Raw genomic sequence first — 26,206 nt, 5'->3', positions numbered from 1 at the left:
CCCTCACTCAATTGTTTGCTTTAATAATTTTTGTACCGCCTTTCGCAAGGATGCAAAGGCAATGTTTTCGCAGTCAATCTCATCAAATTTTAACCATTTAAATTCAGTTATTTCGGCAACATCTGCTGTTAATAGTGGCTTGTGGAATAGTTGGCAAACAAAAACCACATCACAAGTGTGGTAAAGCACGCCTTTGTAAAAGTAGGTATTGGCCCCAGAGTAAAAATACTGCCAGTTATCTATAGTGACATCGAGTTCCTCTTTTAGCTCCCGTGTTAGGGCTGCTTCAAGAGATTCGTTGTGATCAACAAATCCACCCGGTAAATCCAGTCTACCTCTGTGTGGGTCTTGTGCTCTAACGGTAAATAACATTTCATCTTCACAGCAAATAATTGCCCCCACAGCAGAAGCTGTATTGTGAAAATATTCAAATTGGCAATGGTTACACAGGTGTTTATGTCCATTTTCAGAATTAATCTGCGCACTTTTACAGTTTGGACAAAACTGAAACACTGTCGATTCGGTCGTTTCATTCATATTTATAAACACAGAAATTAGCGTGGGTAATCCCAGTTTACAGGATCCTCATCAGAATCGGCAGTTACAAAATACAGTCGCCTCAAACCATTAATGGCGGTCCAAGGTTTAATACTGTTGTTGGATAACCCTTCTAGTGTGATTTCGGATTGTCCCTTGGGTAAAAATAACGTACCAGCCAACTGTAACTTGCTCTCATTGAGTAGATGTTCAAATGCCGAGCTTGGGCCTGACATACGAATTTGCAAACCAACGGAGTCCTTGTTGTTTTGTTCTATGAATATTTTATAGTTCGCTGCTTTATGTACCTTTACTTGATAAGTGGCGCTGTCTCCCTGCTGTTTCAAATTAGTGAGTTGATGGGCTTTACTAATCACATTTCCGGTCGTTGCTGAGGGGCCAAAGCCATTCACAACTGATACCGGATAGTTGCCCACTTGGTAAACTGGGGTTCGATAAGCGCTTTGTGAATGTAATAAAGCATTAAATTTACCTTGTAAGTTTTTAACTAGTTGCGCGCTAACGTCAGGGAGTTGTTCAAAAACATTGCTGCTTTCTAAGGGATCTTTTTGCATATCAAACATTAAATATTGTTTGTTAGGCTTTGGGTAATGTGGTCTATCCATGGCAGGATTAAGCAGTAATTTGTATTTTTCTGTCCTTAAACCAATCAACTGTTGTTGAAACTGCATGTGTTGTTTGGCTTGATTATCTATTGGTGTCCACTGATTAAAGTGTGGTTTATTGCTGATGACGTCATGAGACGCTATATAGGTTTGTCTAGGGTTAACACCTGTTACTTTTCCCTCTAGATAATGACTTAACGAAAATCCATCTAAACCTTTATGTTGTGGTGGCAATGATGACTGGGATAGTTCGAGTAGGGTTGGAAATATATCTTTTACGTCTACAAATCGGTTGACGACACTGGCTTGCCATTTTTTGGGCCAGTGGATAAACAAAGGAGAGCGTATTCCATTTTGCCAACTTTGCCCTTTATTACCTTTCATTTTACTTGGATTTCTAGCCTGCCATTCCGCTTTGGTCATCGCGCCGAAATTTGAGGAATCCCACCAAGGACCATTGTCGCTCATGAAAATGATGACGGTGTTTTCGAGCAATTGCTGTGAATCCAGATAATCAATTAATCGGCCTATATGAAAGTCCATTTCATTTACCATGGCATACAAATTAGCTATAGCGGGGCGCAGTCCGCTTTTCACTAAAGGTTTGACAAATTTTTCTGGGGCTAACCAAGGTTCGTGGGGGGCTAAGTAACTTAGATAAGCAAAAAAAGGCTGGTCCTTTTGTTGTTGTATAAAATCTATGGCGTAATCGGTGACCACTTCTGATACCCATTTATCATGTTGTACCGGTTTACCATTTAACCAACCAAAAGAGTTTTTATGTCGATAAAGCTCTGCGTAATACCCTTCATCAAACCCTCTATTCCACGGAAAATAACCTTCCGTTTTACCTAAGTGCCATTTACCCCACGTTGCGGTTTTGTAGCCTGATTTTTGTAATACTTCGGATATCAGGGTTTCTGATAAATGCATAAAATCACGGCCACCATGCACACCAGATACGCCGGTTTTATAAAAATCTCTGCCAGTTAACAATGCCGCTCGGGTTGTTGAACAAACCGGTGTCACGGTGAAATCAGAAAACTGCACTGCTGCCTGAGCTAAAGCATCAAGGTTAGGTGTTTTGATATGCGGGTGATGATGTAAAGACAAATCATCATATCCTAGATCATCCGCTGTAATCAGAATGATGTTGGGGCGATTATTATCAGCACTGGCAAATACACTGAAAGTTAGGAGTAAAGCGACTAAAAATTTAGAACACATGCTGTTTTCCTTGAATAAACCGCTTCGCTTCTAGTCCAGCCATCGTTAGATGGTAAAGAGTGCTAGAAGGAGCAAGGTCAGAGATAACTTGGTTACCTTCGCCATATTGATCGATGTAACTACCACTAGGAGTGGCTATCAGAAAATGACGAGTTAAACTCGACAAGGCCGTTTGAGCGTCTTTCGCATATTGGTGTGTATCTGATTGTTTGGTAAAGGTCGCCTGGGTCAACGCCGCTTTTAACCATTCGGTCATCGGCCAACAACGTTTGGTTTGTCTGATCTTCGTGCCATTTAGGCCCACTTGATCGAAGATGAGATTACAAGAATTGTCTAACCCGTAATCTAGTCCTTTGTGGTACAAAATGTGGCAGTAGTTATCGACGGGGGTGCCGGTTAATAAGCTGTATTGCCTTAATAACCATACCCATTCAAACATATGTCCAGGCTCTATTATTTGGCCTTTTGGGTCATCAGTATAAGACCAATCGTGATTAAAAAACTCTAATAACACTTGTTGCTTGTTGTCGAAAAAAGTACTTTCAAATAAACTAAAAATCTCCCCAGCCTTCGCCAACCACTTCGCGTCTTTTGTGACCGAGTACAGGGTTAAAAATGCTTCAAACAAATGCATATGGGGATTTTGCCTGCGATATTGGTGTGAGTATGAGCCTTCTTGCCAACCGCCGGCTTGGCCTTTTAAATCAGTATCAATTTGTTGCAGTAATTTATTAGCATAATCCAGCGCCTTTAAATCATTAAATACATGGTATCGCCAAGCGTACGCCAATAAAAAAAACGCTACATCATAAAGATCATGAGACTGGTTAATCACTTGGTTATCTTTATCAAGTATATGTGCAAAGATCGCTGAATTATGAGTTTTTGCATAATTATGTACATAACTATCTAAGCCTGCTACAAGCAGGATACCATCGTTTATCCAATGATTTTTTTGGGCGGCTGCAAATACAAACATTTGTCTTGCTTGTACTCTTACGCGACGATCACAATTTAAATCAGCCTCACCGTTTGCTAACAGTCTTTCGTAGGCCGCGCCTTGATGATCTAGGCCTTTTTGGGTCCACAAGGGCAGTGCGTGGTTTTGTAACCACCCTAAATATTCTTGTATATCAAGGGTTAAGTCTTGGTATTGGATATCGGCAAGTGCTGTTGTCATGAGTAAACAAATCAACCCTATAAAATGAGTTTGGTATATTAATTGTTTATTAAAGTAAATGAACCGGTTCATTTTGTAAAGAGTAAAACAAAATCAACTTGATTAATCATGGCCTAAATAACATTTCTAAGACGCAAAAATGTTGGTGGAAGGGCTTAGTCAAGGGGTCACTAAGCCCTAGGTGGGGCAATGCTTTCTCGGATCACAAACTCGTAAGGCAGGATGTACTCTTCGGTTTCAGGCTTGCTACCTTCAATTAATTGTAATAACAGCTCAGCAGATTTTTGCCCTATCTTTTCGGCGGGTTGCGATATGGTAGAAAGTGTTGGTATACAGTATCTTGATACTTCCATATCGTCGAATCCAATAATAGACATGTCTTGTGGCATGTTAATACCTTTGTCTTTGAATCCTCTAATTGCGGCAATAGCCATTTCGTCATTCATGGAAAAAATCGCGGTGGGTCGTTGTTTCATACTAGAAAACTGCTCTGCTGCGGTTAGTCCTGACCAATAATTAAAATCGCCTGCAATCACTAATGTTGGGTCATAATCTATATTGGCAGCAGATAAGGCGGCTTTGTAGCCGTTTAAACGGTCGATGTTATGTGGATTATCTTGTAAGCCAGATATAACCCCTATTCGTTTGTGTCCTAGGGAGATTAAATGGCCCACCGCTTTTTTGGCGGCACCGACGTTATCTATGCGAACTGAGTATGAGGGCGTGCCTTCACAAGAACTCGCGCTTACCGCTAAAATATCGTCTCTTGGCAGTATGGCGTCTTGTTTTTTGTAGGGGCGAAGATTAATAATGCCGTCTGCCAGTTTGGTTTCTACCATACGCACAAACTCTCTTTCGCGAACAGCTGAGTCTCGAGTATCACCTAACAATACGCTAAACCCTTTATTTTGTGCGACTAACTCAATACCACTTATCACACTCGCAAAAAATTGGTTAGCGATGTCAGGCACCAATACCACAATGGTTTTTGATGACTTTGCTCGGAACTTTTGCGCCAACATATTGGGCTTGTAATTCAGTTTTTTTATGGCCGCTTGGATCTTTTCTAAGTTCTTTTTCGAAACCCGTTCAGGTGTACTCAAAGCCTTAGAAATGGTTCCAGTTGATAAACCAGCTTCCTTGGCTACGTCACGTATTGTTGCCAAAATATTACCTTAACCTGTTGAAAATAATAAATAAATTAGTTTGTTGTCAAAAAATCTTTGAATAAAGTGTAATTTAAACTGGTAATAAATAATAGTTATGGTTAATCTAAATAAATATGAACCGGTTCATTTTTTGTTGATGATTGATTTGTAACAGTTTAACGCCGACAAAAAAATCGATATGAAAACATTCAAAGCCGGATAACAAGGTAACAATAATGAATTTAACCACACTCGATTTGTTAATCATCGGCCTGTATTTAGTGGCCATTGTGGCGCTGGGTATTTGGATTTCCCGCTCGGCCAACAAAGATGTAGAAGGCTACTTTTTAGGGGGCAACAAACTTAGTTGGAAATTACTGGGTTTGTCTAATGCCTCAGGAATGTTTGATATCAGTGGCACCATGTGGATGGTTTATCTGTTATTTATCTACGGTCTTAAAAGTGTCTATATTCCTTGGTTATGGCCGAGCTTTAATCAAATATTTTTAATGGTTTTTCTGTCGATTTGGCTGCGTCGTTCCGGTGTAATGACGGGAGCTGAATGGATCAAGTTTCGTTTCGGCGAAGGAAAAGGCGCGAGATTAAGTCATTTTATTGTCGTGGGTTTTGCATTACTGAGCGTGCTAGGTTTCTTGGCCTACGGCTTTATTGGCATTGGTAAGTTTGCTGCGGTATTTTTACCTTGGGAATTGTCTTCTAACCCACGAAGCAACGAAATATATTACGGCTTGATCATGACCTTTCTCACAGCCTCATACGTGGTGAAGGGCGGCATGGTATCTGTGGTGTTCACCGAGGTCTTACAATTCATCATTATGACAGTGGCATGTGTTGCCATTGGAGTCATTGCGATGCAACAAGTCTCTCCTGATATGTTGGCCAAGGTGACACCTGATGGCTGGGGCAGTTTAGCTTTTGGTTGGGAGTTGGGGCTGGATTGGACGGGTATTTTGGACAGCGCCAATCAAAAAATTGTCGATGATGGTTGGTCGTTATTTTCGATATTTTTTATGTTGGTGTTATTCAAAGGCATCTTACAAAGCCTTGCGGGTCCCGCTCCCAATTTTGATATGCAAAGAGTGTTGTCGGCACGTACACCAAGTGAAGCGGCCAAAATGAGTGGCTTTGTTAATCTGGTTTTATTATTTCCTCGATACATGATGATCACCGGCTTGACTATCTTAGCCTTAGTGTATTTTTCGTCTGACTTACAAGCTATGGGGCCAGATGTAGATTTCGAACAGATATTACCATTTGCGTTAGCAAACTATGTGCCTTCAGGTCTACTGGGGCTTATATTGGCAGGCTTACTGGCCACTTTTATGTCTACCTTTGCCGCCACTACCAATGCGGCACCAGCCTATGTAGTAAATGACATTTACCGTCGATACATCAACCCAAACGCGGATCCCAAAACCTACGTTTATATGAGTTATGGGGTGTCGATATTTTTTATTGTGCTAGGCACCTTAATTGGCCTATTTATTCCTTCGTTAAACGACATTGTGCTGTGGTTGGTTTCAGCTCTTTATGGGGGATATACAGCGTCCAATTTACTCAAATGGTATTGGTGGCGATTCACTGGCATGGGCTATTTTGCAGGTATGGCAGTGGGTATCTTAGCGGCCATTCCTATGATGTTTACTGATGTCTCACCACTTTATGGGTTTCCAATCATGTTTGCATTGTGCTTAGTCGCTTGCGTTGCAGTGAGTCTACTAGGTCCTGCAGATGATATGGAAGTGCTCAAAGCCTTCTATTTGAAAACTCGACCTTGGGGTAGCTGGAAGCCTGTTTTGCGAGAGCTTCAAAAAGACTACCCAGAGGTGTCTGGAAACAACGAGTTTAAGAAAGATCTATCCAATATATTGGTTGGCTTGGTGTGGCATACCAGCTTAACGGCGGCACCTATTTTTATGGTGATTGAAGATTGGCCTAGCATGACAGTTGCCTGTGCCATTGCCATATTGTGTTCTTGGTTTTTAAAGAAAAACTGGTGGAACAAACTATCTGATTATCCTGCTGACTTACAGCAATTAACACCTAAGGCCTAACGGCCAATTTTATAAAGCGAGAGATGTCATTATGTCTTTATCAGCAACTGAATTTCAAAGTAGATTGAACCGGTTAACCCAAGCTCAATCTGAGTTGCTTACCCAAGTTAATCAACCTGAAACTATCAGCAATGGTGTGTATACCCGTTGGCAAGACCCCATAGTTACGCGAGACCATGTTCCCTTGAACTGGCGCTATGATTTTAATCCGTCTACTAACCCCAATTTGTTAGAACGTATAGCCACCAATGCCACATTAAACTCCGGAGCAATGATGTTTAATGGCAAATATGTATTGGTTGTGCGGGTCGAGGGAGTGGATAGAAAGTCATATTTTGCCGTATGTGAAAGTGATAATGGCGTCGACAATTTTACCTTTTGGGACAAACCTATCATTATGCCTGAAACTGATAGGCCAGACACCAATGTCTATGACATGCGTTTAACGCAACATCAAGACGGCTACATTTACGGTTTGTTTTGTACCGAACGTCAAGATCTCGCTTATCCCAACGATACCTCTGCTGCTGAAGCACAATGTGGTATTGCTCGTACTAAAGACCTAATTAATTGGGAACGTTTGCCTGACTTGATTACGTATTCTGGACAGCAAAGAAATGTCGTGCTTCATCCAGAATTTGTTGATGGAAAATACGGTTTGTATACTAGGCCACAAGACGGCTTCATTTCAGTTGGCGGAGGCGGTGGTATAGGTTGGGGCTTGTCAGAATCTATGATCAACGCTGAAGTAAAAGAAGAAACCATTATTGACCACAAGGTGTATCACACCATAAATGAAGTCAAAAACGGCCAAGGCCCTGCGCCAATAAAAACTGAACAAGGTTGGTTACATTTGGCCCACGGCGTCAGGAATACAGCGGCGGGATTACGCTATGTGCTGTATACCTTTTTAACTGATCTATCTAAACCTTGGCAGATCACCCATAAACCGGCCGGGCATCTTATCGCTCCAGAAGGCAGTGAAAGGGTAGGCGACGTGTCGAATGTTACTTTTTGCAATGGTTGGGTGGCAAATAGCGATGGTGAGTTGTTTATTTATTACGCTTCGTCGGATACACGTATGCACGTGGCGACCAGCACCGTTGAGACTTTAGTCGATTACTGCCTCAATACGCCTGCAGATGGATTGCGTTCGGCTAAGTCGGTGCAATCTATCAATGAATTGATTGCCCGTAATGCGCAGTTAAGCCAGGCATAACTATTCATGAAACCCTGCCAAAAATTTACGCGACAAGCCATGGTCGACGAGTTGCAACTGATCACTGATTGGTGGCAGTCTCACAGCATTGATCTTAAAAATGGTGGCTTTGTAGGGGAAGTCAACTCCGCTGGGGTCCCGCAACACTTAGCTAGCAAAGGCATTATTCTCAACAGCCGTATTTTGTGGTTTTTTAGCGAGCTCGCGGTATTCAGTGGTTTGCAAACCGAGCAAGGTAAAAGTGCACTGGCGACAGCGACCCGCAGCTATGAGTATTTGATGGCGCATTTTGATGATAAACAATATGGTGGCGCGGTTTGGGAACTCAATCATTTAGGTGAATGCGTCGATAGTAAAAAACAAACCTACGCCCAGTGTTTTTGCATTTATGCATTTTGTGCCTATTACCAAGCCACAGGAAAACAGCAAGTGCTGGATAAAGCCATGGGCTACTTTTCTCTGGTTGAACAATACACCAGAGACCAAAAAATGGGGGGATATATTGAAGCCTTTCAACATAATTGGCTACCAATAGAAGACTTTCGTTTAAGCGAAAAAGACATGAATACCCCCAAATCTATGAATACACATTTACATGTGCTCGAAGCTTTTTCGGCCTTATACAAAGTGAATCCCTGCGCTGAGGTAGAAGAGTCATTGAGACATGTATTGTTGATGTTTAAGCAACATATTATTGATCTTGAAAATGGTCACCTGAGATTGTTTTTTAGCGAGGATTGGCGAGACCAATCCAGCAGTTATTCCTATGGTCATGACATAGAAGCAAGTTGGTTGATATGGGAAGCAGTCGAAATATTAGCTGACCCAGAGCTGCTAAAAGAATGGCGCCCATTGGTTATTCATATGGCACAAGTGTGCGCTAAAGAATCCTTGGGAGTTCACGGTCAAGTCTGTGAAGACTATGACAAAATAAAGCAGCATAAGGCTCAAGAAGGATACTGGTGGGTGCAGGCCGAGGCCTTAGTAGGCCTGTTAAACCTGTTTCATCTTACGGGCGATAAACACCTGAATGATATTTGCGAGAACATTTGGTTGTTCATACAGCGGTATCATAAAGATCCTGTCGCTGGAGAATGGTTTTGGTTAGCTAATGTTGATGATGCTAATTGTCATCAAAGCTACAAAGCAGGTTTTTGGAAAGCCCCATATCATAACGGTAGGGCTATGATGGAAGTGATTAAATTGTTTGATAAGTTGCAACAGCCATGAGAATTTTAATCTGGATTTCTATACTATGTTTTACGAGTCTAAGTTTTACGAGTTGTGTGACCACCAGTGCATCGATAACTACCCAACAACCGATTGAGAACTTTATTACTCGACAGGGGCATCAGTTATTCGACGGTGAGCAACCTTTCAGATTTGCAGGTATTCATGCACCAGAGCTACATCGAATTGAAGATGATGCGAAAGGTAAGTGTGCAGCGGATAGACGAAGCTGGGGGCAATACTTTAAATGGCCCAGTTATACCGAACAAGAAAATTGGATCAAAGCACTAGTGCGCACTGGCCATAAGGCAATGCGTATTTACGTACTATCAGTGGCCCATCCTGATGATGCGGTTTGTCACAGGCAAACCCATATTTTAAACCCCGCCACGGTTGATGGACCTCCGCGTTTAAATGAAGAAGCTATGGTGGTTTATGACCAAATGATTGCCTTAGCATCGAAACACAAGTTACGCCTTATAATACCTTTTATCGATCATTGGCAATGGTGGGGTGGCCGAGAGCAACTTGCTGCGTTTTATAACGAAAACCAAGACGCGCTGTATGACACCCAGTCAAAGACCTATCACGCTTATTTGAATATTATTCAACAGGTTATCACCCGAAAAAACACTTTGACTGGACGTCACTATTTTCAAGAAAAAGCCATAATGGCGTGGGAGACAGGTAACGAACTAAAGTTCAGTACAGCACAGTTTGTGAAGCAAACGGCTGCGCATATTAAAGCCTTAGCGCCACAACAGTTGGTGGTGGATGGCACCTATTTACAGTTGTTACCTAGCTCACTTGATGATCCTAATGTAGACATTGTCAGCAATCATTTCTATACGGTAAATAACAATAATAACCCCCAAACCATTAAGGATAACCTCGCTTTTATTTCCGCTAAAAAAGCCTATATGGTGGGAGAGTTTGGTTTGGCGCCTGCTGGGTTATTAGAGGATATTATGCAAACTGCGGTGCACTATGAGTTAAATGGTGCCCAAGCAGTGGGAGCATTTATTTGGGGATTTAGAGGCCACCGAGAAACGGGAGGGTTTTATTGGCACAGTGAAGGCAATGGCGCATATTATAGCTACCATTTACCAGGCTTTAGAGATGGAGATTTTAATCAAGAGCGAGAGGTGGTGTCTATTGTGCGTAAAGCTCAGGCTAATATGAACGGCTTGCCCCATGCACCTCCATTGCCCATTCCTGAGCCCCCAACCCTGCATCCGATTTCCGAGGGGCTAAAGCTTAATTGGTTAGGTTCGCCCACTGGGCAGCATTATCGAATTGAGCGCAGAAACACCTTGAGTGAAACATGGTCGGTGATTGCACAACAAATTTCCGATGGGAAAAATAAGTTCGACCCTCAAGTAGATGACTTGTTTGTCGATACCAGTGCCCTAAATAGTGGTTCTTATGAATACAGGGTGATCGCTAGCAACGACTCCGGAGAATCTGCACCATCGAATACTCAAACCGTGCAGCTTAAATGAGTGTTAACTCGCGGTAATTAAGGGTTGTTAACTTTTTGTAAGAAAAAGGTTGAATATCCTGTTCAGATAGATTAATTTATTCGTACAAATGTAAACCGGTTCACTTTGTTTATATGAAGCATTCCGGTTTTTTTATACAAACAAAGTGAACCGGTTCATTTTGTTGTTGGGAAAATTCTAACAATAGTTTGAGCTACTTTTAGAGGCTAAAAATGAGACTTAAAACAAGCATAAAACCAGTAGGAGCAATGTTATTTGCTTTAGTAGCTGGCATAACCACGGGCTGTGTTGATGAGGCAAAGCTAAATACCGATACAGTGACTTATACGCCTGAAGAACGCCCATTGGGTATCATTGCCACTGAAGGTGCTGAATACGAGCCCAACTCAGATGTCACCATTAGTGCCCGTTTAGTTGGCACTGTAGCAGGGCAAACTATGCTCTGGACCCAAACGTCGGGAACGGCCATTGAAGGGGTGGCTGATTGGACGTCCACTGCTATTACCTTTACTGCGCCTGATGTACTGGGCATTGAAACCTTTGAGTTTGAAGTTAAAGCATTAAATGCTGACGGCACTGAAGCCTTAAACGCAGCGGATGAGCCAATTGTGGCTTCTACTAGTATCACCGTGTTTGATCCTGCTACTAAGGTTTTCTACGAAATTGAAGACGAAAGTGTTGCCACGTTAACGGCTGTTAATGCGGTGTCTTCAGGTGAAAATTACCTTTCAGGGGCTTCAGGCTCCCATACCGAAGATATTACTCCTGGTGCGTCCGTAAGTTTTAGCATTAGCGCTGAAGAAGATAAGTTTGTGACGTTATACGCCGCTTTTGGTATTCCATCGAGCGGATATGGAAGTAAAGTGGCTATCGTTAACGTGAACGGCATCGAAAACGAAATCACAGTAGACGCAACAGGGAATTTTTCTGAATACCGTGTTGGCGTAATAAAGCTTAACGCCGGTGAAAATATCATTGAAGTGGGCGGAGGCTGGAATTATTATCGTTTAGATTACCTCATGACTGTGCCTGCCGCGCAACCTCCCGCGCCCCTTGCTGTAGCCCCCAATTTAGTTAATCCCAATGCCCAAGACTCAGCAATCACTCTGATGGAATATCTCACTACACACTATGGTGTCAGTACCTTGTCTGGGCAAACCGAATACCTAGTAAAAGACAATCAATTTGGGTTAACCGAGTTTGATAAAGTCGTGACTGCAACGGGTGATGATGCACCCGCTATTGTCGCCTTTGATTATATTGATATGTCTGCAAGCCGAGTGAGCAATGGCACAGACGTGACAGGCATAACAGAGGCCATGATCGCCCAGCATGAAGAAAAGAATGTCATCTTATCTGCGCTATGGCATTGGAATGCGCCAATGCACTTAACTGACGCCGACGGTGATGGTCTAGGTGACGTGTCGGGAAGCAGTGAACAAGCTTGGTGGTCTGGTTTTTATAGTAAAGCCACAACCTTTGATTTAGCCGCTGCATTAGCTGATAAAAGCAGTGCAGAATACGCGGCTTTGCTGGCTGATATAGATACCGTCTCTGCAGAGCTTAAAAAGCTCAATGATGCTGAAATCCCCGTGTTATGGCGCCCCTTACATGAAGCTGAAGGCGCTTGGTTTTGGTGGGGTAATGCCGGGGCCGATGCCTTAAAAGAGTTGTGGATCATTATGTTTGACCGTATGACTAATACCCACGGTTTAAATAACCTGATTTGGGTATTTACCCATGCAGGCGAGTTAGACAGCAATTGGTATCCGGGTGATGAATACGTCGATATTGTGGGTTACGACGGCTACGCAGGGGCTAATCCAGATGCACCATTTGGATCGCAATATGCAACATTAAAAGACCGCTTTAACGGTAAAAAATTAGTTGCCCTAACAGAAACTGGCACTATTCCTAATGTGTCACTAATGCATGAGCAAAATGCCTGGTGGTCATTCTTTATCACTTGGAATTCTTCTGACCAATATGGCCCAGATGGCATAGATAACGCCATTATCGATAGCAATTATGCTTTTGATGGTGTGATTAATTTGGCTGATATTCCTGGTGGCCGAGATAAAGTCGAAGCAGGCCTTTGGGAAAGTTTCGAAGTCAGTACCCAAAATTTTGAAGCACAAATTAATTGGTCACCTACCTCTGGGATCTCAACCTCAGATAAATGGAAAACCAGTGGTTCTCGCGCCTTAACGTTAGTTAAAGACCTCAGCGCTGAAACTGAGCCAACCGGGGCAATGTTTCAAGTGTACCCCGCTGGCGGTATTGATGTGAGTGACGTTACCACCTTAAGAGTCAGTGCCAATGCCATTAACGCGGGCGCAGGTACCACAGTGAAATTATTTGTTAAGCACGGTGATGATTGGGCATGGGCCGACAGTGGCGCCGCAGAAATTGTAGATGGTGGCATTGAGCTTGAAGTGGATGTGTCGGGTTTTGATTGGCTTGCAGGATTGGGTTTCCAATACGAAAACATTGACGCAGCAGCCACCGCAGCAGAGTTTTACTTAGATAACGTACGTTTAGACGACGCAGTGATTTATGACTTTGAACCTGAAACATCAGGCTGGGAGTCACAAATCAACTGGAGTGGCGTACCTGGATTAACTGTGACTGACGATTGGGCAAGCAGTGGTAGCCGCGCTTTGACCATCATTAAAGACTTGTCACAAGAAACTGACCCCACAGGTGTGATGTTCCAAGCTTATCCTGCTGGTGGTATTGATGTAACCGACATTTCTACATTAAAACTCAGCGCTCATGCTGTTGGTGCTGGTGCGGCTACGACTATTAAGTTATTCGTTAAACACGGTGACGATTGGGCCTGGGCAGATGCAGGCGCTATCGCCATTAGCGATAGCGGTTTAGAGCTCGAAATTGATGTATCTGAATATACTTGGCTTGCAGGCTTAGGTTTACAAATTGAAAACATCGATGCCGCGGCGACAGACGCTAGGTTCTATCTGGACAATGTACGTTTGGACGATGCGGTCATTTACGATTTTGAAGGCTCCAAAAACTGGGAGTTCCAAGTGAGTTGGGCGCCCACGACTGGCATTCAACTGTCATCAGACTGGTCTGCTGAAGGCAAACAAGCCTTGTCAGCCAGCACCGCCAATACTGCCGACATTGTGTTCCAAGTTTATCCAAGTGGTGGTTTATTGCTAGGTGATGTCACCACTATGAAGATCAATGTTAACGCCTTAAATGCCGGTGCGGATGTGAATGCGCATATTTTCTGGAAAGGAGAAGGCGAACAAAGCTGGCCTGAAGCCATACCTGTAACCGAAGGTGGGGTGGAATTGAGTATCGACCTGACTGTAGGCGAACTCGAAGGCTTTGGTGTCAGGTTTCAAGCTCCAAACAACAGCAGCGAAGATGCGCAATTCTTCATTGATAACGTACGTTTTGAATAGTTCAAAGCGTCGACGTTAAGTGATTACTCGGATGCATCTAGTTTTCCTAAACCCGATGCCGCCTACAAAAATAAGAAAAGGAATGAATATGTCTTTCCAAAATAGAACATTTAATCGCAATATCTTGTCTGCAAGCATCGCCGCAAGTCTCATGTTGTCTGGCGCAGCACTGGCACAACAAAATGAAGCGACCGCTGAAGCTGAGTCAGAAGACGAAGTTATAGTGGTACGCGGCATCCGTGGCTCTTTAATACAATCCATGCAAAATAAACGTTTTGCGGGAAGTGTAATAGACTCAATCTCAGCGGTAGATATAGGTAAGTTGCCCGATTCTACTATTGCCGATTCTTTGCAACGTATAACAGGTGTACAAATTACCCGTTCTGGTGGTGAAGGGGCGCTAGTTAACATTCGTGGTAACGGCAATGTTGCTACCACATTAAACGGTGAGCAAATGTTGCCAGCAGGCAATATCACCACTATTACACCCGACTTCGCAGATATTCCTTCTACTATGGTGTCTGGTCTAGATGTGTATAAATCCTCGCAGGCCAACAATGTCGTAAGTGGTTTGGCGGGAACGATTGATCTAAAAACTAACCGACCATTCTTGTTGGAAAGTGGCTGGACGGCTTTAGGTAAAGTAGAGGCCTCTCGAGGATCACTAGGAAAAGAAACGGATCCTTCATTGTCTGCCTTTTTGGGTTACAACAATGATAGCGATTTTGGTTTTTCTCTTAACGTGTCTCGGTCAGACAGTTATCTAGCCGATTACACTTTAGGTTCACAAGGTGGCGAGCCTGGTCGATATGGTGGTTGGAGTTTTAACGCCGCTGAGACATCTAATTTTGTGCAAGACAATGTTGATGTGAATGGTGACGGAGACGTCAACGATGTATTTTACAGCTTTCAAGGTCATCAGGCTGCGAATCGTTTTATTGAACGCGAAAGAACGGGGCTAAATGCGTCGCTGCAATATCAAATATCTGATGCACTGCAGTTAACTGGCGATGTGTTTTATACCAAACTACAAGAGTATCAATACTTCGCTGGCATAGTAGCGAGCCAAGCTTGGCAAGGGGTTACAGGCTGGTTTACACCTACCGAAACTACGGCTTATCCGAATATTACCAATCAAGATGGTGAGTTTGTGGTGGGGGAGGGTAATTACTACTCGGTGCAAGCTGCAGATTATCAAGCGCGATCAGTCAAAGCCCATAACCAAACTTGGGCAGTTGACAAAGAAGCGCTGAATACCAACTTAGAATTAACTTATGATAACGGCGGTGATTTTTCTGCCAGTGTCCGCTGGGTCCACGGAGAAGCCGCCAATGACAGCGCTCGTAGTATAGTGGACTCGTTTATTTTATCTGGTGAACAGATTGGAGACACTTATCACGGACCGGGCAACGAATACATCAGTGATGCCAACCCATGGGGATACGTGGGATTACCAGCAGAATTACCCGACGGCACACCAGCGGGTGACTATACTCAAAATCCAGTGAGTATTTCTTATGCAAATGGTTTACAAACATGGAATTTTGCTGATGTACAAGTAACCGATGCAGTCACTGGCGAAGTGGTAACAGAAGCCTTTGGAAGTAATTTAAATCGCTACAGTAATAAGTCTGCTAATTCATATGGTGAATTTACCAATGCAGACCTAGACATCTTTCGCGTAGATGGTACTTACCTATTGGATATTGACGCTATTCCTATGGTGACATCCATTGATTTTGGAGTGCGCCATGCTACGAGAGAAGTGAAAAAAGACGGTTGGTACGGTGGTGTAGCTCGTACTAATGCTTACGGAGATGCTTTTTTAGCTCGCTGGAAAGATACCGCCACTCAAGCGCCGCTTACGTTAGAATCTTACATACCACCTATTTCGTATACCGAGTTAAACGAATTAGGCATGATCAAACAAATCAGTGACTTTAAAGGCACTGCCGGACTAGAAAACTTCTACTTTATTGATCCCAAATCAATGAAAGACCCCATTGCTTGGCACGAACAAATGTACGGTACAAATGTGTTAGCCCCCGATGCGGCCAACGTATATGTTTTAGAAGACGTCACTCAAACCTTTTATTTGCAATCAAATTTAGAAGGCGAAATCGGCGGTTTCAGCTATACAGGCAATATTGGTTTTAGATACATTAAAACTGAGTTCGATATAGTGCAAAGTGAAGCGTTGCAAGGCTCTGTGGCTACCTTTAACGGTCAAGAGTATTTGATATCTAACGGCGTATTGCAGCCTGATGGTAATAAAGTGAATACAATCAACGGATACAGTGATTTTCTACCCGCTATTAATTTAGCCTTGAATTTAGATGAAGAGCAAATATTACGCTTTTCCTATACAGAAACAGTCTCGACGCATAATACCGATTCACTCGCAGGCGGCTTAACAGTGAATCGCGTTAAAAACTGTGAGATTAAAAACAGCGCCGGTGAAGATGTTTTTTGTGCCACCGGCGGCGGTCAAGCAGGTAACCCTAATTTACAACCCAACCGTAACGACAATATCGAAATGTCTTATGAGTGGTATTTTAGCCAAACGGGCATGCTCAACGTAGGTCTGTTTATGGTGAAAGGAAATACCCAGTTCAGAACCTCATTAATCGAACGTGATGACATAGTCGACAGCGACGGTGAAGTACGGGGCTATAACCTCACCACTGGGGAATTTACAGGTACAGTGCCGATTCAAACCACAGAAACTTTCGATATTGAAGGTGATTGGAGTGACCCTGGTTTTGAAATTGGTTATCAACAAGGGTTGGATTTTCTTGATGGTTTTATCAGCGGATTTGGGATCACTGCTAACTACACCTATTCACCTAGTGAAAGCACTGATTTAGATTATTATGGTAATCCATTGCCAGGGATCGCCAACTCTAAAACTCAAACCAACCTAGCGCTTTGGTATGAAAAAGACGGTATCCAAGCCCGAATTGCCCATAACTATCGCAGTAAAATGTTCAATGGTGTCAAATACGAAGGTAACTACCGTTTTGCATACTGGACAGCAGCAACTAGTTACTTAGATGCATCAGTGAGTTATGACGTAAACGAAATGGTATCGGTATCTTTGCAAGGTACTAACCTCACCGAAGAATACCAAGAAGATTATCACCAATGGACAGAAAACGTAGACAGTAGACGTTATGCAGAGCGTCGCATAACACTAGGTGTACAAATGAAGTTGTAATTACACCGATTGCTCTAAAGTGAGCCCTCTTAGGAGGGCTTTGGCGTATTTAAGACGTTCAATCCTTGTCGCTTTCAGTTTATTTGGCATTTGATTAGGTAAATTAGACTAAAACTAAGGTTTTAGCTTGATTCATGGGCATGATTTCCATACCATACGCCGCGCTTTGAAAGTCAGCACAATAGAACTTTTAAAGTCAAAATTTGGAGAGGTGGCTGAGTGGCTGAAGGCGCACGCCTGGAAAGTGTGTTTAGGGTTAAACCTAACGAGGGTTCGAATCCCTCTCTCTCCGCCAAATTACAAAAAGCCCCTTCGTTTCGCGCAGGGGCTTTTTGATTCTAATCTAAGCCAATTTTACTTGGCTGGCCAACATGAGGTCAACGTAGACTTCCGTTCGGCTCTTTAGGCAAGACAGTGCATCCAGTATTATGAAAAAGTTACTAGGTCATTTTGGTAGACGCTAACCATTCCAATGATGGTCAATAATACTTTGTATGTGTGGGTATTTCGTGTCTATTTCGCCATATTTTTCTCGTTGTTTAACTAGTTCAGATTTTAAGCTAGCCATAACGCTGGCGTAGCGAATATCCCCATAAACATTATTCTGTTCACTAGGATCATTCTTAAGGTCGTATAACTCCCATGCAATCGGTGTATCAATGGTATTGGTCGCACGTCCGTTAAAGCTATGCTTTGTCGTAGAACGCATAAGGCGAGTCCATATGGTTGGTCCCATAGTAGAAAACCAGTTTAAAATCCTTACTTCTAACCCCAAAGTGGGCCGGCACATCATGATAAGCTCTGTGTGTCCAATAGCGGAAGTAACTAGCTGCGCGCCACTGCTAAGGAGGTTGAGAAAACAATGCTATTTTGAAGCTTTTTCCATGCATATAGTTAGGCGGTCTTGATAGGTGCCAACAGCGTGAGCTGCGTGATCATTCGACATAATATAAAGGATATTGTAGTGCTGTGTGTGTGGCGCCAACTGGCCTAGAAACTGACTCGCATCCCCAATTTACACCAAGTGTGACTAAAACCAACAGCACCTTAGTGTCTATGTTCAACACATCGCTCTTATTTTATTGTATATGATAGTTTAAAATTAAATATAAAATAACTAAGCTGTTAAGGTAAACATTCAACATTTTATTGATGACGTTTTTGTTAAATTGATAGGTCTTTTTTGCATAAAGCTATCGACATCCACTTAAAAGGCTCTAAAATTGATATATGCTTTTTCAATTTTTGTATTTGAAAAATAGCGAGCAATATTGTCTAGCTATAAGTAACAGTATTAACTAATAAGGTTTTAAATATGGAAGTGACATCATCGAAGAAGTACTCCGCGCCAGCTCTAGAAAAGGGACTCGATATTCTAGAGCTACTGTCTAAAGACGCCACCCCTTTGAGTACCTCTACAATTGCAGAAAAACTTGGTCGCTCAAATGCTGAAATTTATCGGATGATTTTAGTCCTAGAGCAACGAGGATACATTGAAAAAAGTGAGGATATTGACGGATATCAGGTGACACGAAGGTTGTTGCAGTTAGGGACTGAGCATGAGCCAATTAAGGATATTTTGGAGTACGCTCAACCTATCATGCGTTCTCTTGCAGAAAAGACCAGTATGTCTTGTCATATTGCGGTTGAATCCCAAGAGCAGATTGTTGTTATTTCTAGGGCTGAAACCTCAAGTAACCTGTCATACTCGGTTAGAGTAGGTTACCGACGTCCTATCGTTTTTGCAGCGTCGGGCCGAATTTTGTTTGTGAATCAGTCGGCAGAAAAGAAAGAATCGATGATTAACTTACTTGAGAAGCATCATAGCCCAGAAGAAGTTAAACAGTTCATGGCAGACTGTAAAAAAGTAGCAAAGCAAGGATATTTGAAAGCTCCAAGTGCGTTCGTACATGGGGTCACTGATTTGTCTTATCCGATCATTGATTCTGATCATGCGGTTGCCACTTTGACTATCCCATATATCATGCGTATTCCTGAAATCATGGGTATCGATGATGTGTTAAAAGAGCTCAAAATTGCGGCAGAAGAAATTTCCAAAGCCGTCACCTACGGGATCGTGCGCAAGCTTTAAGTACCCTAGTTACATGTTAAAATGACGAGCGTTAGCTTTATGTTTTCGCTCTTTCGCTCTTTCTCTCTATTCTCCTTCTTTGTTATCGCCATCTAGTATTACTTTACTAAGTGGCGGCTTGAAATAGCGCGCTGCAGCGCCACCAATATCTATCCATTAATTGAGTTCACTGCCTGCTATCCATTAGCTTTTTTTCAAATTCACCTTTACTTTCTAGCAAACTCCGATTATTTGGATTTATGTATTGAAGGGTGCATTTATAGATAAATTTTGTTTGTTTTTATATGTAACCCCTATTTTTATTCCTTATAACGCTATGGGACTAAGGCGTTGACGAATATATCTAAATAGTTAGGGTATAAATTGGAGGATTAATTCACGCTAAGCACTGAGGTTTACAATCATATTTAAATAAATATTATCTTAAATATAAATAATTGCATTCATATACAAAAATAAAGTTAGAAATTTTCGCCCTAAGTGTTATGATTTTCACATACTAAAGTAAAACAAATGACCGTTTAGGATCCCCTTTAATGAAAACTATCGTATGTATTGAGCCCGGTGTCTTAGAAAAAAGACAAGTTGAAAAACCTTCCCCCTCCGCAGGCGAAGTTTTAGTTAAAATTAAATCCATCGGTATTTGCGGCACAGACATACACGCCTATGGCGGTAATCAGCCTTTTTTTGAATACCCGCGTGTTTTAGGGCATGAATTGTCAGGCACTATCGCTTCTCTCGGTGAAGGCGTTGATTTACCCTTAGGGGCATCGGTATATATAATTCCCTACCTCAGCTGCGGTGATTGTGTTGCGTGTAACAATGGCAAGCCAAACTGTTGTACTAATATTGAAGTATTAGGGGTGCACAGAGATGGCGGCATGTGTGAGTACTTATCTGTACCAGCTTCTGCGGTTGTTATCGCTGATGGGCTTTCGTTTAACGATATGGCGATAATTGAATGCCTTGCCATTGGAGCGCATGCCGTTAGGCGTGCGCAATTGACCAATGAAGACACTGTGTTGGTGCAGGGAGCTGGGCCAATCGGACTAAGTACTGCGCAGTTCGCTAAGGTTGCAGGAGCTAAAGTGTTTGTTTCAGATGTTATAGAAAACAAGCTTAGGCTCTGCCAAGAGACATACAACTTAGACGGTGTAGTGGACGCGTCAGGTGACGTAAATGCGCAGTTAGCGGTATTGACTGATGGCCAGTATCCAACGGTAATAATGGATTGCACTGGCAACGTCAACGCAATGCAGTCTACCTTCACTAATTTAGCTCATGGTGGAAAAATCGTATTCGTCAGTGTTATTAAGAAAAGTATTTGTTTTGATGACCCAGAGTTTCATAAGCGAGAAACGACCTTGTTAGGTAGTCGAAATGCGACAGTGCAAGATTTTGAATTTGTAGTGAGTTGTTTAAAAGAAGGAACCGTAGTGAGTAGCTCACTCATCACCCACACAGGAAAATTTAGCGAGCTATTCGATGATTTTAGTCAGTGGACAAAACCAGAAAGCGGTGTGATTAAAGCCGTTGTAGAAATGGATGAGTAATGAGGATTGATGCACACCAACATTTTTGGGTCTACAACCCAGATGAATTCGATTGGATTGGCGAAAGTGAGAGCGTTTTAAAACACGATTATTTGCCAGCAACATTGGAAGCAGAGCTTGTAACACAGGGGATCAATGGCACTGTTGTTGTTCAAGCGCGTCAATCTATCGTTGAGACTCAATGGCTGCTTAGTCTCGCGCAGAAGTATCCCTTTATAAAAGGTGTCGTGGGTTGGGTTGATTTGATGAGCCCATCATTGGAAAAGCAGTTGCAAGGCTTGCAAAACGCTCAAGCATTAAAGGGTTTTCGACATGTTCTTCAAGGAGAGTCAGATCCCCACTTCATGTTGCAATCCCGCTTCATTGATGGTTTGAAGGTGCTGCATAAATATGAATACACCTATGACTTGCTTATTTTCGCCACTCAATTGCCCCAGGCTCGTCAGCTTATAGATAAACTGCCAACGCACAGGATAGTTATCGATCATATAGCTAAGCCTGATATTGCTAAAGGTGAAAACTTTAATGAGTGGAAAGCAGACATGGCGGCCATTGCTGAGAACCAAAATGTATATTGTAAGATTTCCGGCATGGTCACTGAAGCAAATCACCAACATTGGCAAGAAGCGGACTTTACTCCCTATATGGATGTTATATTTTCGGCTTTTGGTCCAGAAAGAGTCATGTTTGGATCCGATTGGCCTGTTTGCCAACTTGCTGCCACGTACTCTGAAGTCATACGCATTGTTGAACGTTATGTCGCACGTTTGTATCCAGAATTTTCGCAGCAAGTATTTGGGTTAAATGCTCAGAAATTCTACCGATTGTAATGAGGATATCATGAATTATAGGCAGCTAGGAAAGACAGATCTTAACCTATCACAAGTCAGCTATGGCGCATCACCGCTTGGCAGTGTTTTTAGAAACATCAGTGAAAAAGAAGGGATAAAGACGGTCCATACGGCGTTAGATTTAGGAATAAACTATATTGATGTGTCTCCTTATTACGGAGATACAGTAGCCGAAACTGTGCTAGGTAAGGCATTAAAAGGTATCCCGAGAGAGCAGTATGTTTTGTCAACTAAAGCTGGCCGTTATGGACCTGATTTTGAGGACTTTGATTTTTCTGAAAAGCGAATCAAATCAAGTCTCGATGAAAGCTGTTCTCGTTTGGGTGTTAATGAAGTTGACATTCTGTTTCTACATGACATTGAATTTGCTGATATGCGCCAAGTATTAGAAGAGAGTATTCCCTGTTTATTGGCACTGAAAGAAGCTGGAAAGATACGCTACATTGGTGTTACAGGCTACCCTTTGAAGGTGTTTAGCGAAGTAATCAGTCAATATGAGATTGATTGTATCTTAACTTATTGTCGCTATGCCCTTTATGACAACTCATTGTTAAGTATCATTCCAGAGTTAGACAAGGCTTCGGTTGGTATCATTAATGCTTCTCCAACGGGGATGGGACTCCTGACCCAACGTGGTGCACCTCAGTGGCATCCAGGAAGTGAGCAACTTAGACAAGCGAGCTTGAAAGCAGTGAGTCTGTGTCAAGCTAAAGGGATCGATATCACTGCATTAGCTTTGCAGTTTGCAATCGATCACCCATCTATTGTTTCTACTTTGGTGGGAACTGCTAACCCAGAGAATATACTCAAAAACGTCGAATGGGCTTCCATAAAAGCTGAGCCGTCATTGGTGACTGAAATTCAACAGATTTTTGCTGATGTTCCATGTACTTGGCCTTCAGGGTACGAGCAAAATCAAGATAAATAATGCTTTTTCCTCGCTTACAATGACGCTGTTTGGTGGCTACGTTATTGTCTTCTAAAGCTGCGAGTTAGTTGCATGTTGACCCAGTACAAGCCCTAGTTATGCGCCGGAATCCAAATAATCCGGCGCATTTTTGTATAAAATTTACTAGGTAGGCGTATACGTTACAGCGTGACGCCATTCTTCCATATGGCCATTTCACGATTCTCGTTTTCTTCATTTTTGGTTTTTTGACCTGATGCGATCGCCAAAATACATTCAAAAAGTGCATCTGCACATTGGTCTATGTCGATATTTTCATCCAGTATTCTACCTGCATTAAAATCAATCCAATGTTTTTTCCGTATCGCTAAATTCGAGTTCGAGGCAATTTTAACTGTGGGCACGGGAAATCCTAATGGTGTGCCCCGTCCTGTTGTGAACAGCACAATATTAGCGCCTGCCGCAGCTAACGCTGTTGAAGAAACTGCATCGTTCCCTGGGCTTTGTAGAAGCGTCATACCTTGGCCTATAGAGGCTCGCTGACCATAGTCAATCACTTCATTGATAATGGCTTTTCCGCCTTTTTGAATTGCTCCGAGTGATTTTTCTTCTAATGTGGTCAAGCCTCCTGCTTTATTACCAGGTGAAGGGTTTTCATATATTGGTTGGTTTTGCGTAATAAAATATTGTTTAAAATCGTTAACTAACTTTACAATGTTGTCGAAAGTAGTTTTACTGTTTGCTCTGTTCAATAGAACCTGCTCTGCGCCAAACATTTCAGGTGTTTCAGTGAGAATGACTCGCCCGCCAAAGCGAGTTAATTTGTCCGAAACTCTACCTACGATGGCGTTGGCAGTTAACCCGCTAAAACCATCTGAGCCTCCACATTTCATGCCCAAACTTAAGGAAGAAACAGGAACTGTTTCTCGCTGATCGCCAGACATAACATCAAGAAGTTCTTCAACTAGTGTTAAACCAACTTGTATTTCGTCTTCGACTTCTTGAGAATTAAAAAAGCGTAAACGACTAGGATCCATATTGGGCGTAGCGCGTATTAGCCCATCAAGTTGGTTATTTTCGCAACCCAACCCAATCACCAACACACCACCTGCATTGGGGTTTTGCATTAAGCTGGCTAATATATTTCGAGTATTGTTTAAATCGTCACCCAACTGCGAGCAACCAAAGGGATGGGTATTCGCAATAAAGTCGTCAGCGCGGCAAGAAAATTGTTTTTTCGCCAATTCAGCAATTCGGTTTGCCGCTTGATTAACACAGCCAACGGTGTTGATTATCCACACTTCATTTCTAACGCCCACATGGCCAGATTTACGTTTATACCCTTTGAAGGTGGGCACTGTAGTTATTTCATTGACAGGTAATGGAGCAGGAGCGTATTGGTAAGTTTCTGAGCCATCTAGGTTGGTAGTCAAATTATGACTATGAATATGGGCACCTTTATTTACAGCTTGAGTCGTGCTGCCAATTCCATAGCCATATTTAATTACCGTTTCACCTTCTTTAAAATGACGCATAGCAATTTTGTGCCCAGCTTTGATGTTTTCTTGTAGTATCAAAGTCGTGTCGCTGTACATTATTTGTTCGCCTTCAAATAAGTCTCTCAACGCTATCAAAACGTTGTCTTGTGCGTGAACTTTAAGCACAATCCTTTGCTTGTCTTGGGGCTTTGTTAACAATTCTGTGCTGACTATTTCTTGCATTTCAAATCTCTATGTGTGTTTTTATATAAAATATACTATTTATATGTAAAAAAATCACTGATTGTTGTAGGCTTTGATTTATTCATGGTTTTCGCGCATAGATATGTCGACATGGTCATGATTTAAGTTTAAAGTAATTACAATGTAAATTTTAATTTGGTTAAATGTTATATTGTATTGGTTTGCATATAAAAAAAGAATACTACTTATAAAGCTGGGGGTAACATGGCGGGCGGATTAGAGCAGACAGTTGAAGCGATGTCAGTAAAGAAAAAACAAGGGAATAAGCCGCAAATTTTAGAAGCGAAATATATTGTCCCATTTTTGTTAGTTGCCTCGTTATTCCCCTTATGGGGCTTTGCAAATGACGTCACTAATCCCTTAGTGAAAGCGTTTAAAGACATATTTATGATTTCGAATGCGCAAAGTAGTTTGGTGCAATTTGCTTTCTACTTGGGTTACGGGGTAATGGCTATTCCTGCCGCTATTTTTATTCGCCGTTTTTCATATAAATCAGGAATTCTATTCGGTTTAGGGTTGTACGCTATCGGTGCAAGCCTATTTATTCCAGCGTCGATATATATGGAGTTTTCTTATTTCTTAGCTGCATTGTGGATCCTAACCTGTGGGCTGGCATTATTAGAAACTACCGCAAATCCTTACGTACTTTCAATGGGTCACCCAGACACATCTACCCAGCGTTTAAATTTGGCTCAAGCGTTCAATCCTATAGGGTCGTTAACTGGAATGTTCGTAGCGAGTAGTTATATTCTTAGTGAGTTGCGAGTTGAAGCATTCAGAGAGCAAGAAAAATTAGCTCATCCTGAGTTTGCTCAAATGCTACCTTCAGAGGTGGATGGTGAGTTAACCCATGCCTTGTCTGATTTTGCGCAGAATAATCCACTGGAGCATCAAGCAATGCAGGCGGCAGATCTCGTTACTGTCCGCGGTCCATATGTAGCAATTGCCGTTGTGGTGGCGATTATGTTTTTTGTGTTTTTGTTTAGTAAATTGCCCAAAACCATGGGACAAGCTGCGCCTTTAACGACGACAGAATTGAAGAACACGTTTCAACGTTTATTTGCCAATAAATGTTATTTAGAAGGCGTAGTTGCCCAGGCATTTTATGTTGGCGCGCAAATTATGTGTTGGACGTTTGTTATTCACTACGGCATGACGTCAGTAGGGCTAAGTGCGTCCGAAGCACAAAGTTATAATATGATCGCCATGGGGATCTTTTTAGCAAGTCGCTTTATATGTACATTCTTGCTGGGATTCATTAGACCCGGGCAATTGTTGATGTTACTTGCTTTGGGTGGGGTTGTGTTGTCGCTAGGCACCATCTTCGTCGGAGGGTATACAGGGCTGTACTGCTTAATTGCTACCTCAGCGTGTATGTCGTTAATGTTCCCAACCATATACGGCATTGCGCTCAAAGGAATGGGCGAAGACGCTAGCCTGGCTTCGGCAGGTTTGGTTATGGCAATAGTGGGGGGCGCACTGATGCCTCCAATACAAGGTTCTATGATAGATGGCGCTGCCGTTATTGAAGGGGTTCCATCTGTTCAAACATCATTTGTGTTGCCATTAATCTGTTTCGTGATGATATGCCTATTTGGTTATCGTGCACATTATAAATACGCTCGATAAGGTTAAAGGGTAGGCTGGTGCAGTTTCTCAATATGAAGCT

18 protein-coding genes and 1 tRNA gene are annotated in these 26,206 nt (G+C 42.4%); 12 read left to right on the top strand and 7 right to left on the bottom strand.

The features are described 5' to 3' along the window. Positions 1 to 3: 3 nt before the first annotated feature. From ABJK37_RS23085 to ABJK37_RS23070, 4 genes are all read right to left on the bottom strand, one after another. The gene (locus ABJK37_RS23085) at positions 4 to 537 is read right to left on the bottom strand and encodes an NUDIX domain-containing protein (RefSeq protein WP_348358721.1); all 534 of its coding nucleotides are present in this window, start codon (positions 535 to 537) and stop codon (positions 4 to 6) included. Positions 538 to 554: 17 nt separating this feature from the next. Then, positions 555 to 2,390, bottom strand: coding sequence for a sulfatase-like hydrolase/transferase (locus ABJK37_RS23080; RefSeq protein ID WP_348358719.1), 1,836 nt, complete (start codon positions 2,388 to 2,390; stop codon positions 555 to 557). Beyond that, positions 2,380 to 3,570 carry an AGE family epimerase/isomerase gene (locus ABJK37_RS23075; RefSeq protein ID WP_348358717.1) on the bottom strand — a complete coding sequence of 397 codons (1,191 nt, stop codon included), beginning with the start codon at positions 3,568 to 3,570 and terminating at the stop codon, positions 2,380 to 2,382. Before ABJK37_RS23075 ends, ABJK37_RS23080 begins: the two co-directional genes overlap by 11 nt. A gap of 170 nt (positions 3,571 to 3,740) precedes the next feature. Continuing rightward, on the bottom strand, positions 3,741 to 4,736 hold the full coding sequence (locus ABJK37_RS23070; RefSeq protein WP_348358715.1) for a LacI family DNA-binding transcriptional regulator: 996 nt from the start codon (positions 4,734 to 4,736) through the stop codon (positions 3,741 to 3,743). 218 nt (positions 4,737 to 4,954) lie between these two features. Here ABJK37_RS23070 and ABJK37_RS23065 point away from each other — a divergent pair, with 218 nt between their 5' ends. The 7 genes from ABJK37_RS23065 to ABJK37_RS23035 all read left to right on the top strand — a co-directional run bounded on the left by ABJK37_RS23065 (position 4,955) and on the right by ABJK37_RS23035 (position 17,687). After that, positions 4,955 to 6,793, top strand: a complete 1,839-nt coding sequence (locus tag ABJK37_RS23065; protein ID WP_348358713.1) for a sodium:solute symporter family protein — start codon at positions 4,955 to 4,957, stop codon at positions 6,791 to 6,793. Between the two features lie 31 nt (positions 6,794 to 6,824). Continuing rightward, positions 6,825 to 8,012 (top strand): glycosidase, encoded by a 1,188-nt coding sequence (locus ABJK37_RS23060; RefSeq protein ID WP_348358711.1) that lies wholly within the window; start codon positions 6,825 to 6,827, stop codon positions 8,010 to 8,012. 6 nt (positions 8,013 to 8,018) lie between these two features. Next, positions 8,019 to 9,242, top strand: a complete 1,224-nt coding sequence (locus ABJK37_RS23055; RefSeq protein ID WP_348358709.1) for an AGE family epimerase/isomerase — start codon at positions 8,019 to 8,021, stop codon at positions 9,240 to 9,242. Positions 9,243 to 9,298: 56 nt separating this feature from the next. Then, a complete protein-coding gene (locus ABJK37_RS23050; RefSeq protein WP_348358707.1) occupies positions 9,299 to 10,744 on the top strand; it encodes a beta-mannanase man5E in 1,446 nt (481 codons plus the stop codon). Positions 10,745 to 10,956: 212 nt separating this feature from the next. Continuing rightward, positions 10,957 to 14,175 (top strand): glycosyl hydrolase, encoded by a 3,219-nt coding sequence (locus ABJK37_RS23045; protein ID WP_348358705.1) that lies wholly within the window; start codon positions 10,957 to 10,959, stop codon positions 14,173 to 14,175. A gap of 88 nt (positions 14,176 to 14,263) precedes the next feature. After that, positions 14,264 to 17,392 (top strand): TonB-dependent receptor, encoded by a 3,129-nt coding sequence (locus ABJK37_RS23040; RefSeq protein WP_348358703.1) that lies wholly within the window; start codon positions 14,264 to 14,266, stop codon positions 17,390 to 17,392. A 205-nt stretch (positions 17,393 to 17,597) separates the two neighbouring features. Next, positions 17,598 to 17,687 (top strand) — tRNA-Ser (locus ABJK37_RS23035). Positions 17,688 to 17,852: 165 nt separating this feature from the next. Here the strand turns inward: ABJK37_RS23035 and ABJK37_RS23030 are convergent. Together ABJK37_RS23030 and ABJK37_RS23025 are read right to left on the bottom strand one after the other, a co-directional pair. After that, entirely contained in the window at positions 17,853 to 18,101 is a 249-nt protein-coding gene (locus tag ABJK37_RS23030) for a sulfatase/phosphatase domain-containing protein (protein ID WP_348358701.1), read from the bottom strand. Beyond that, complete coding sequence (locus tag ABJK37_RS23025) at positions 18,079 to 18,180, bottom strand: hypothetical protein (protein ID WP_348358699.1); 102 nt, start codon at positions 18,178 to 18,180, stop codon at positions 18,079 to 18,081. Before ABJK37_RS23025 ends, ABJK37_RS23030 begins: the two co-directional genes overlap by 23 nt. Positions 18,181 to 18,707: 527 nt before the next feature. On the opposite strand from ABJK37_RS23025, the gene ABJK37_RS23020 reads away from it, so the two are divergent. From ABJK37_RS23020 to ABJK37_RS23005, 4 genes are all read left to right on the top strand, one after another. Beyond that, positions 18,708 to 19,484, top strand: coding sequence for an IclR family transcriptional regulator (locus ABJK37_RS23020; protein ID WP_348358697.1), 777 nt, complete (start codon positions 18,708 to 18,710; stop codon positions 19,482 to 19,484). 536 nt (positions 19,485 to 20,020) lie between these two features. Then, positions 20,021 to 21,037, top strand: coding sequence for a zinc-binding alcohol dehydrogenase family protein (locus ABJK37_RS23015; protein WP_348358695.1), 1,017 nt, complete (start codon positions 20,021 to 20,023; stop codon positions 21,035 to 21,037). Next, a complete protein-coding gene (locus ABJK37_RS23010; RefSeq protein WP_348358693.1) occupies positions 21,037 to 21,867 on the top strand; it encodes an amidohydrolase family protein in 831 nt (276 codons plus the stop codon). Before ABJK37_RS23015 ends, ABJK37_RS23010 begins: the two co-directional genes overlap by 1 nt. A gap of 10 nt (positions 21,868 to 21,877) precedes the next feature. Next, positions 21,878 to 22,816: an aldo/keto reductase gene (locus ABJK37_RS23005; RefSeq protein WP_348358691.1), complete on the top strand. Its 939-nt coding sequence runs from the start codon at positions 21,878 to 21,880 to the stop codon at positions 22,814 to 22,816. A gap of 161 nt (positions 22,817 to 22,977) precedes the next feature. Here ABJK37_RS23005 and ABJK37_RS23000 read toward each other — a convergent pair whose 3' ends face one another. Next, positions 22,978 to 24,516, bottom strand: a complete 1,539-nt coding sequence (locus ABJK37_RS23000; RefSeq protein ID WP_348358689.1) for an altronate dehydratase family protein — start codon at positions 24,514 to 24,516, stop codon at positions 22,978 to 22,980. 225 nt (positions 24,517 to 24,741) lie between these two features. Between ABJK37_RS23000 and fucP the strand changes: the two genes are divergently transcribed. Continuing rightward, entirely contained in the window at positions 24,742 to 26,166 is a 1,425-nt protein-coding gene (fucP, locus tag ABJK37_RS22995) for an L-fucose:H+ symporter permease (RefSeq protein WP_348358687.1), read from the top strand. The last annotated feature ends 40 nt before the right edge of the window (positions 26,167 to 26,206 follow it).

The organism is Paraglaciecola sp., assembly GCF_039964565.1.
In the GTDB taxonomy this organism is placed as follows: domain Bacteria; phylum Pseudomonadota; class Gammaproteobacteria; order Enterobacterales; family Alteromonadaceae; genus Paraglaciecola.
The sequence above is the reverse complement of the archived record's forward strand: the minus strand, read 5'-3'. Positions and strand labels throughout refer to the sequence as shown.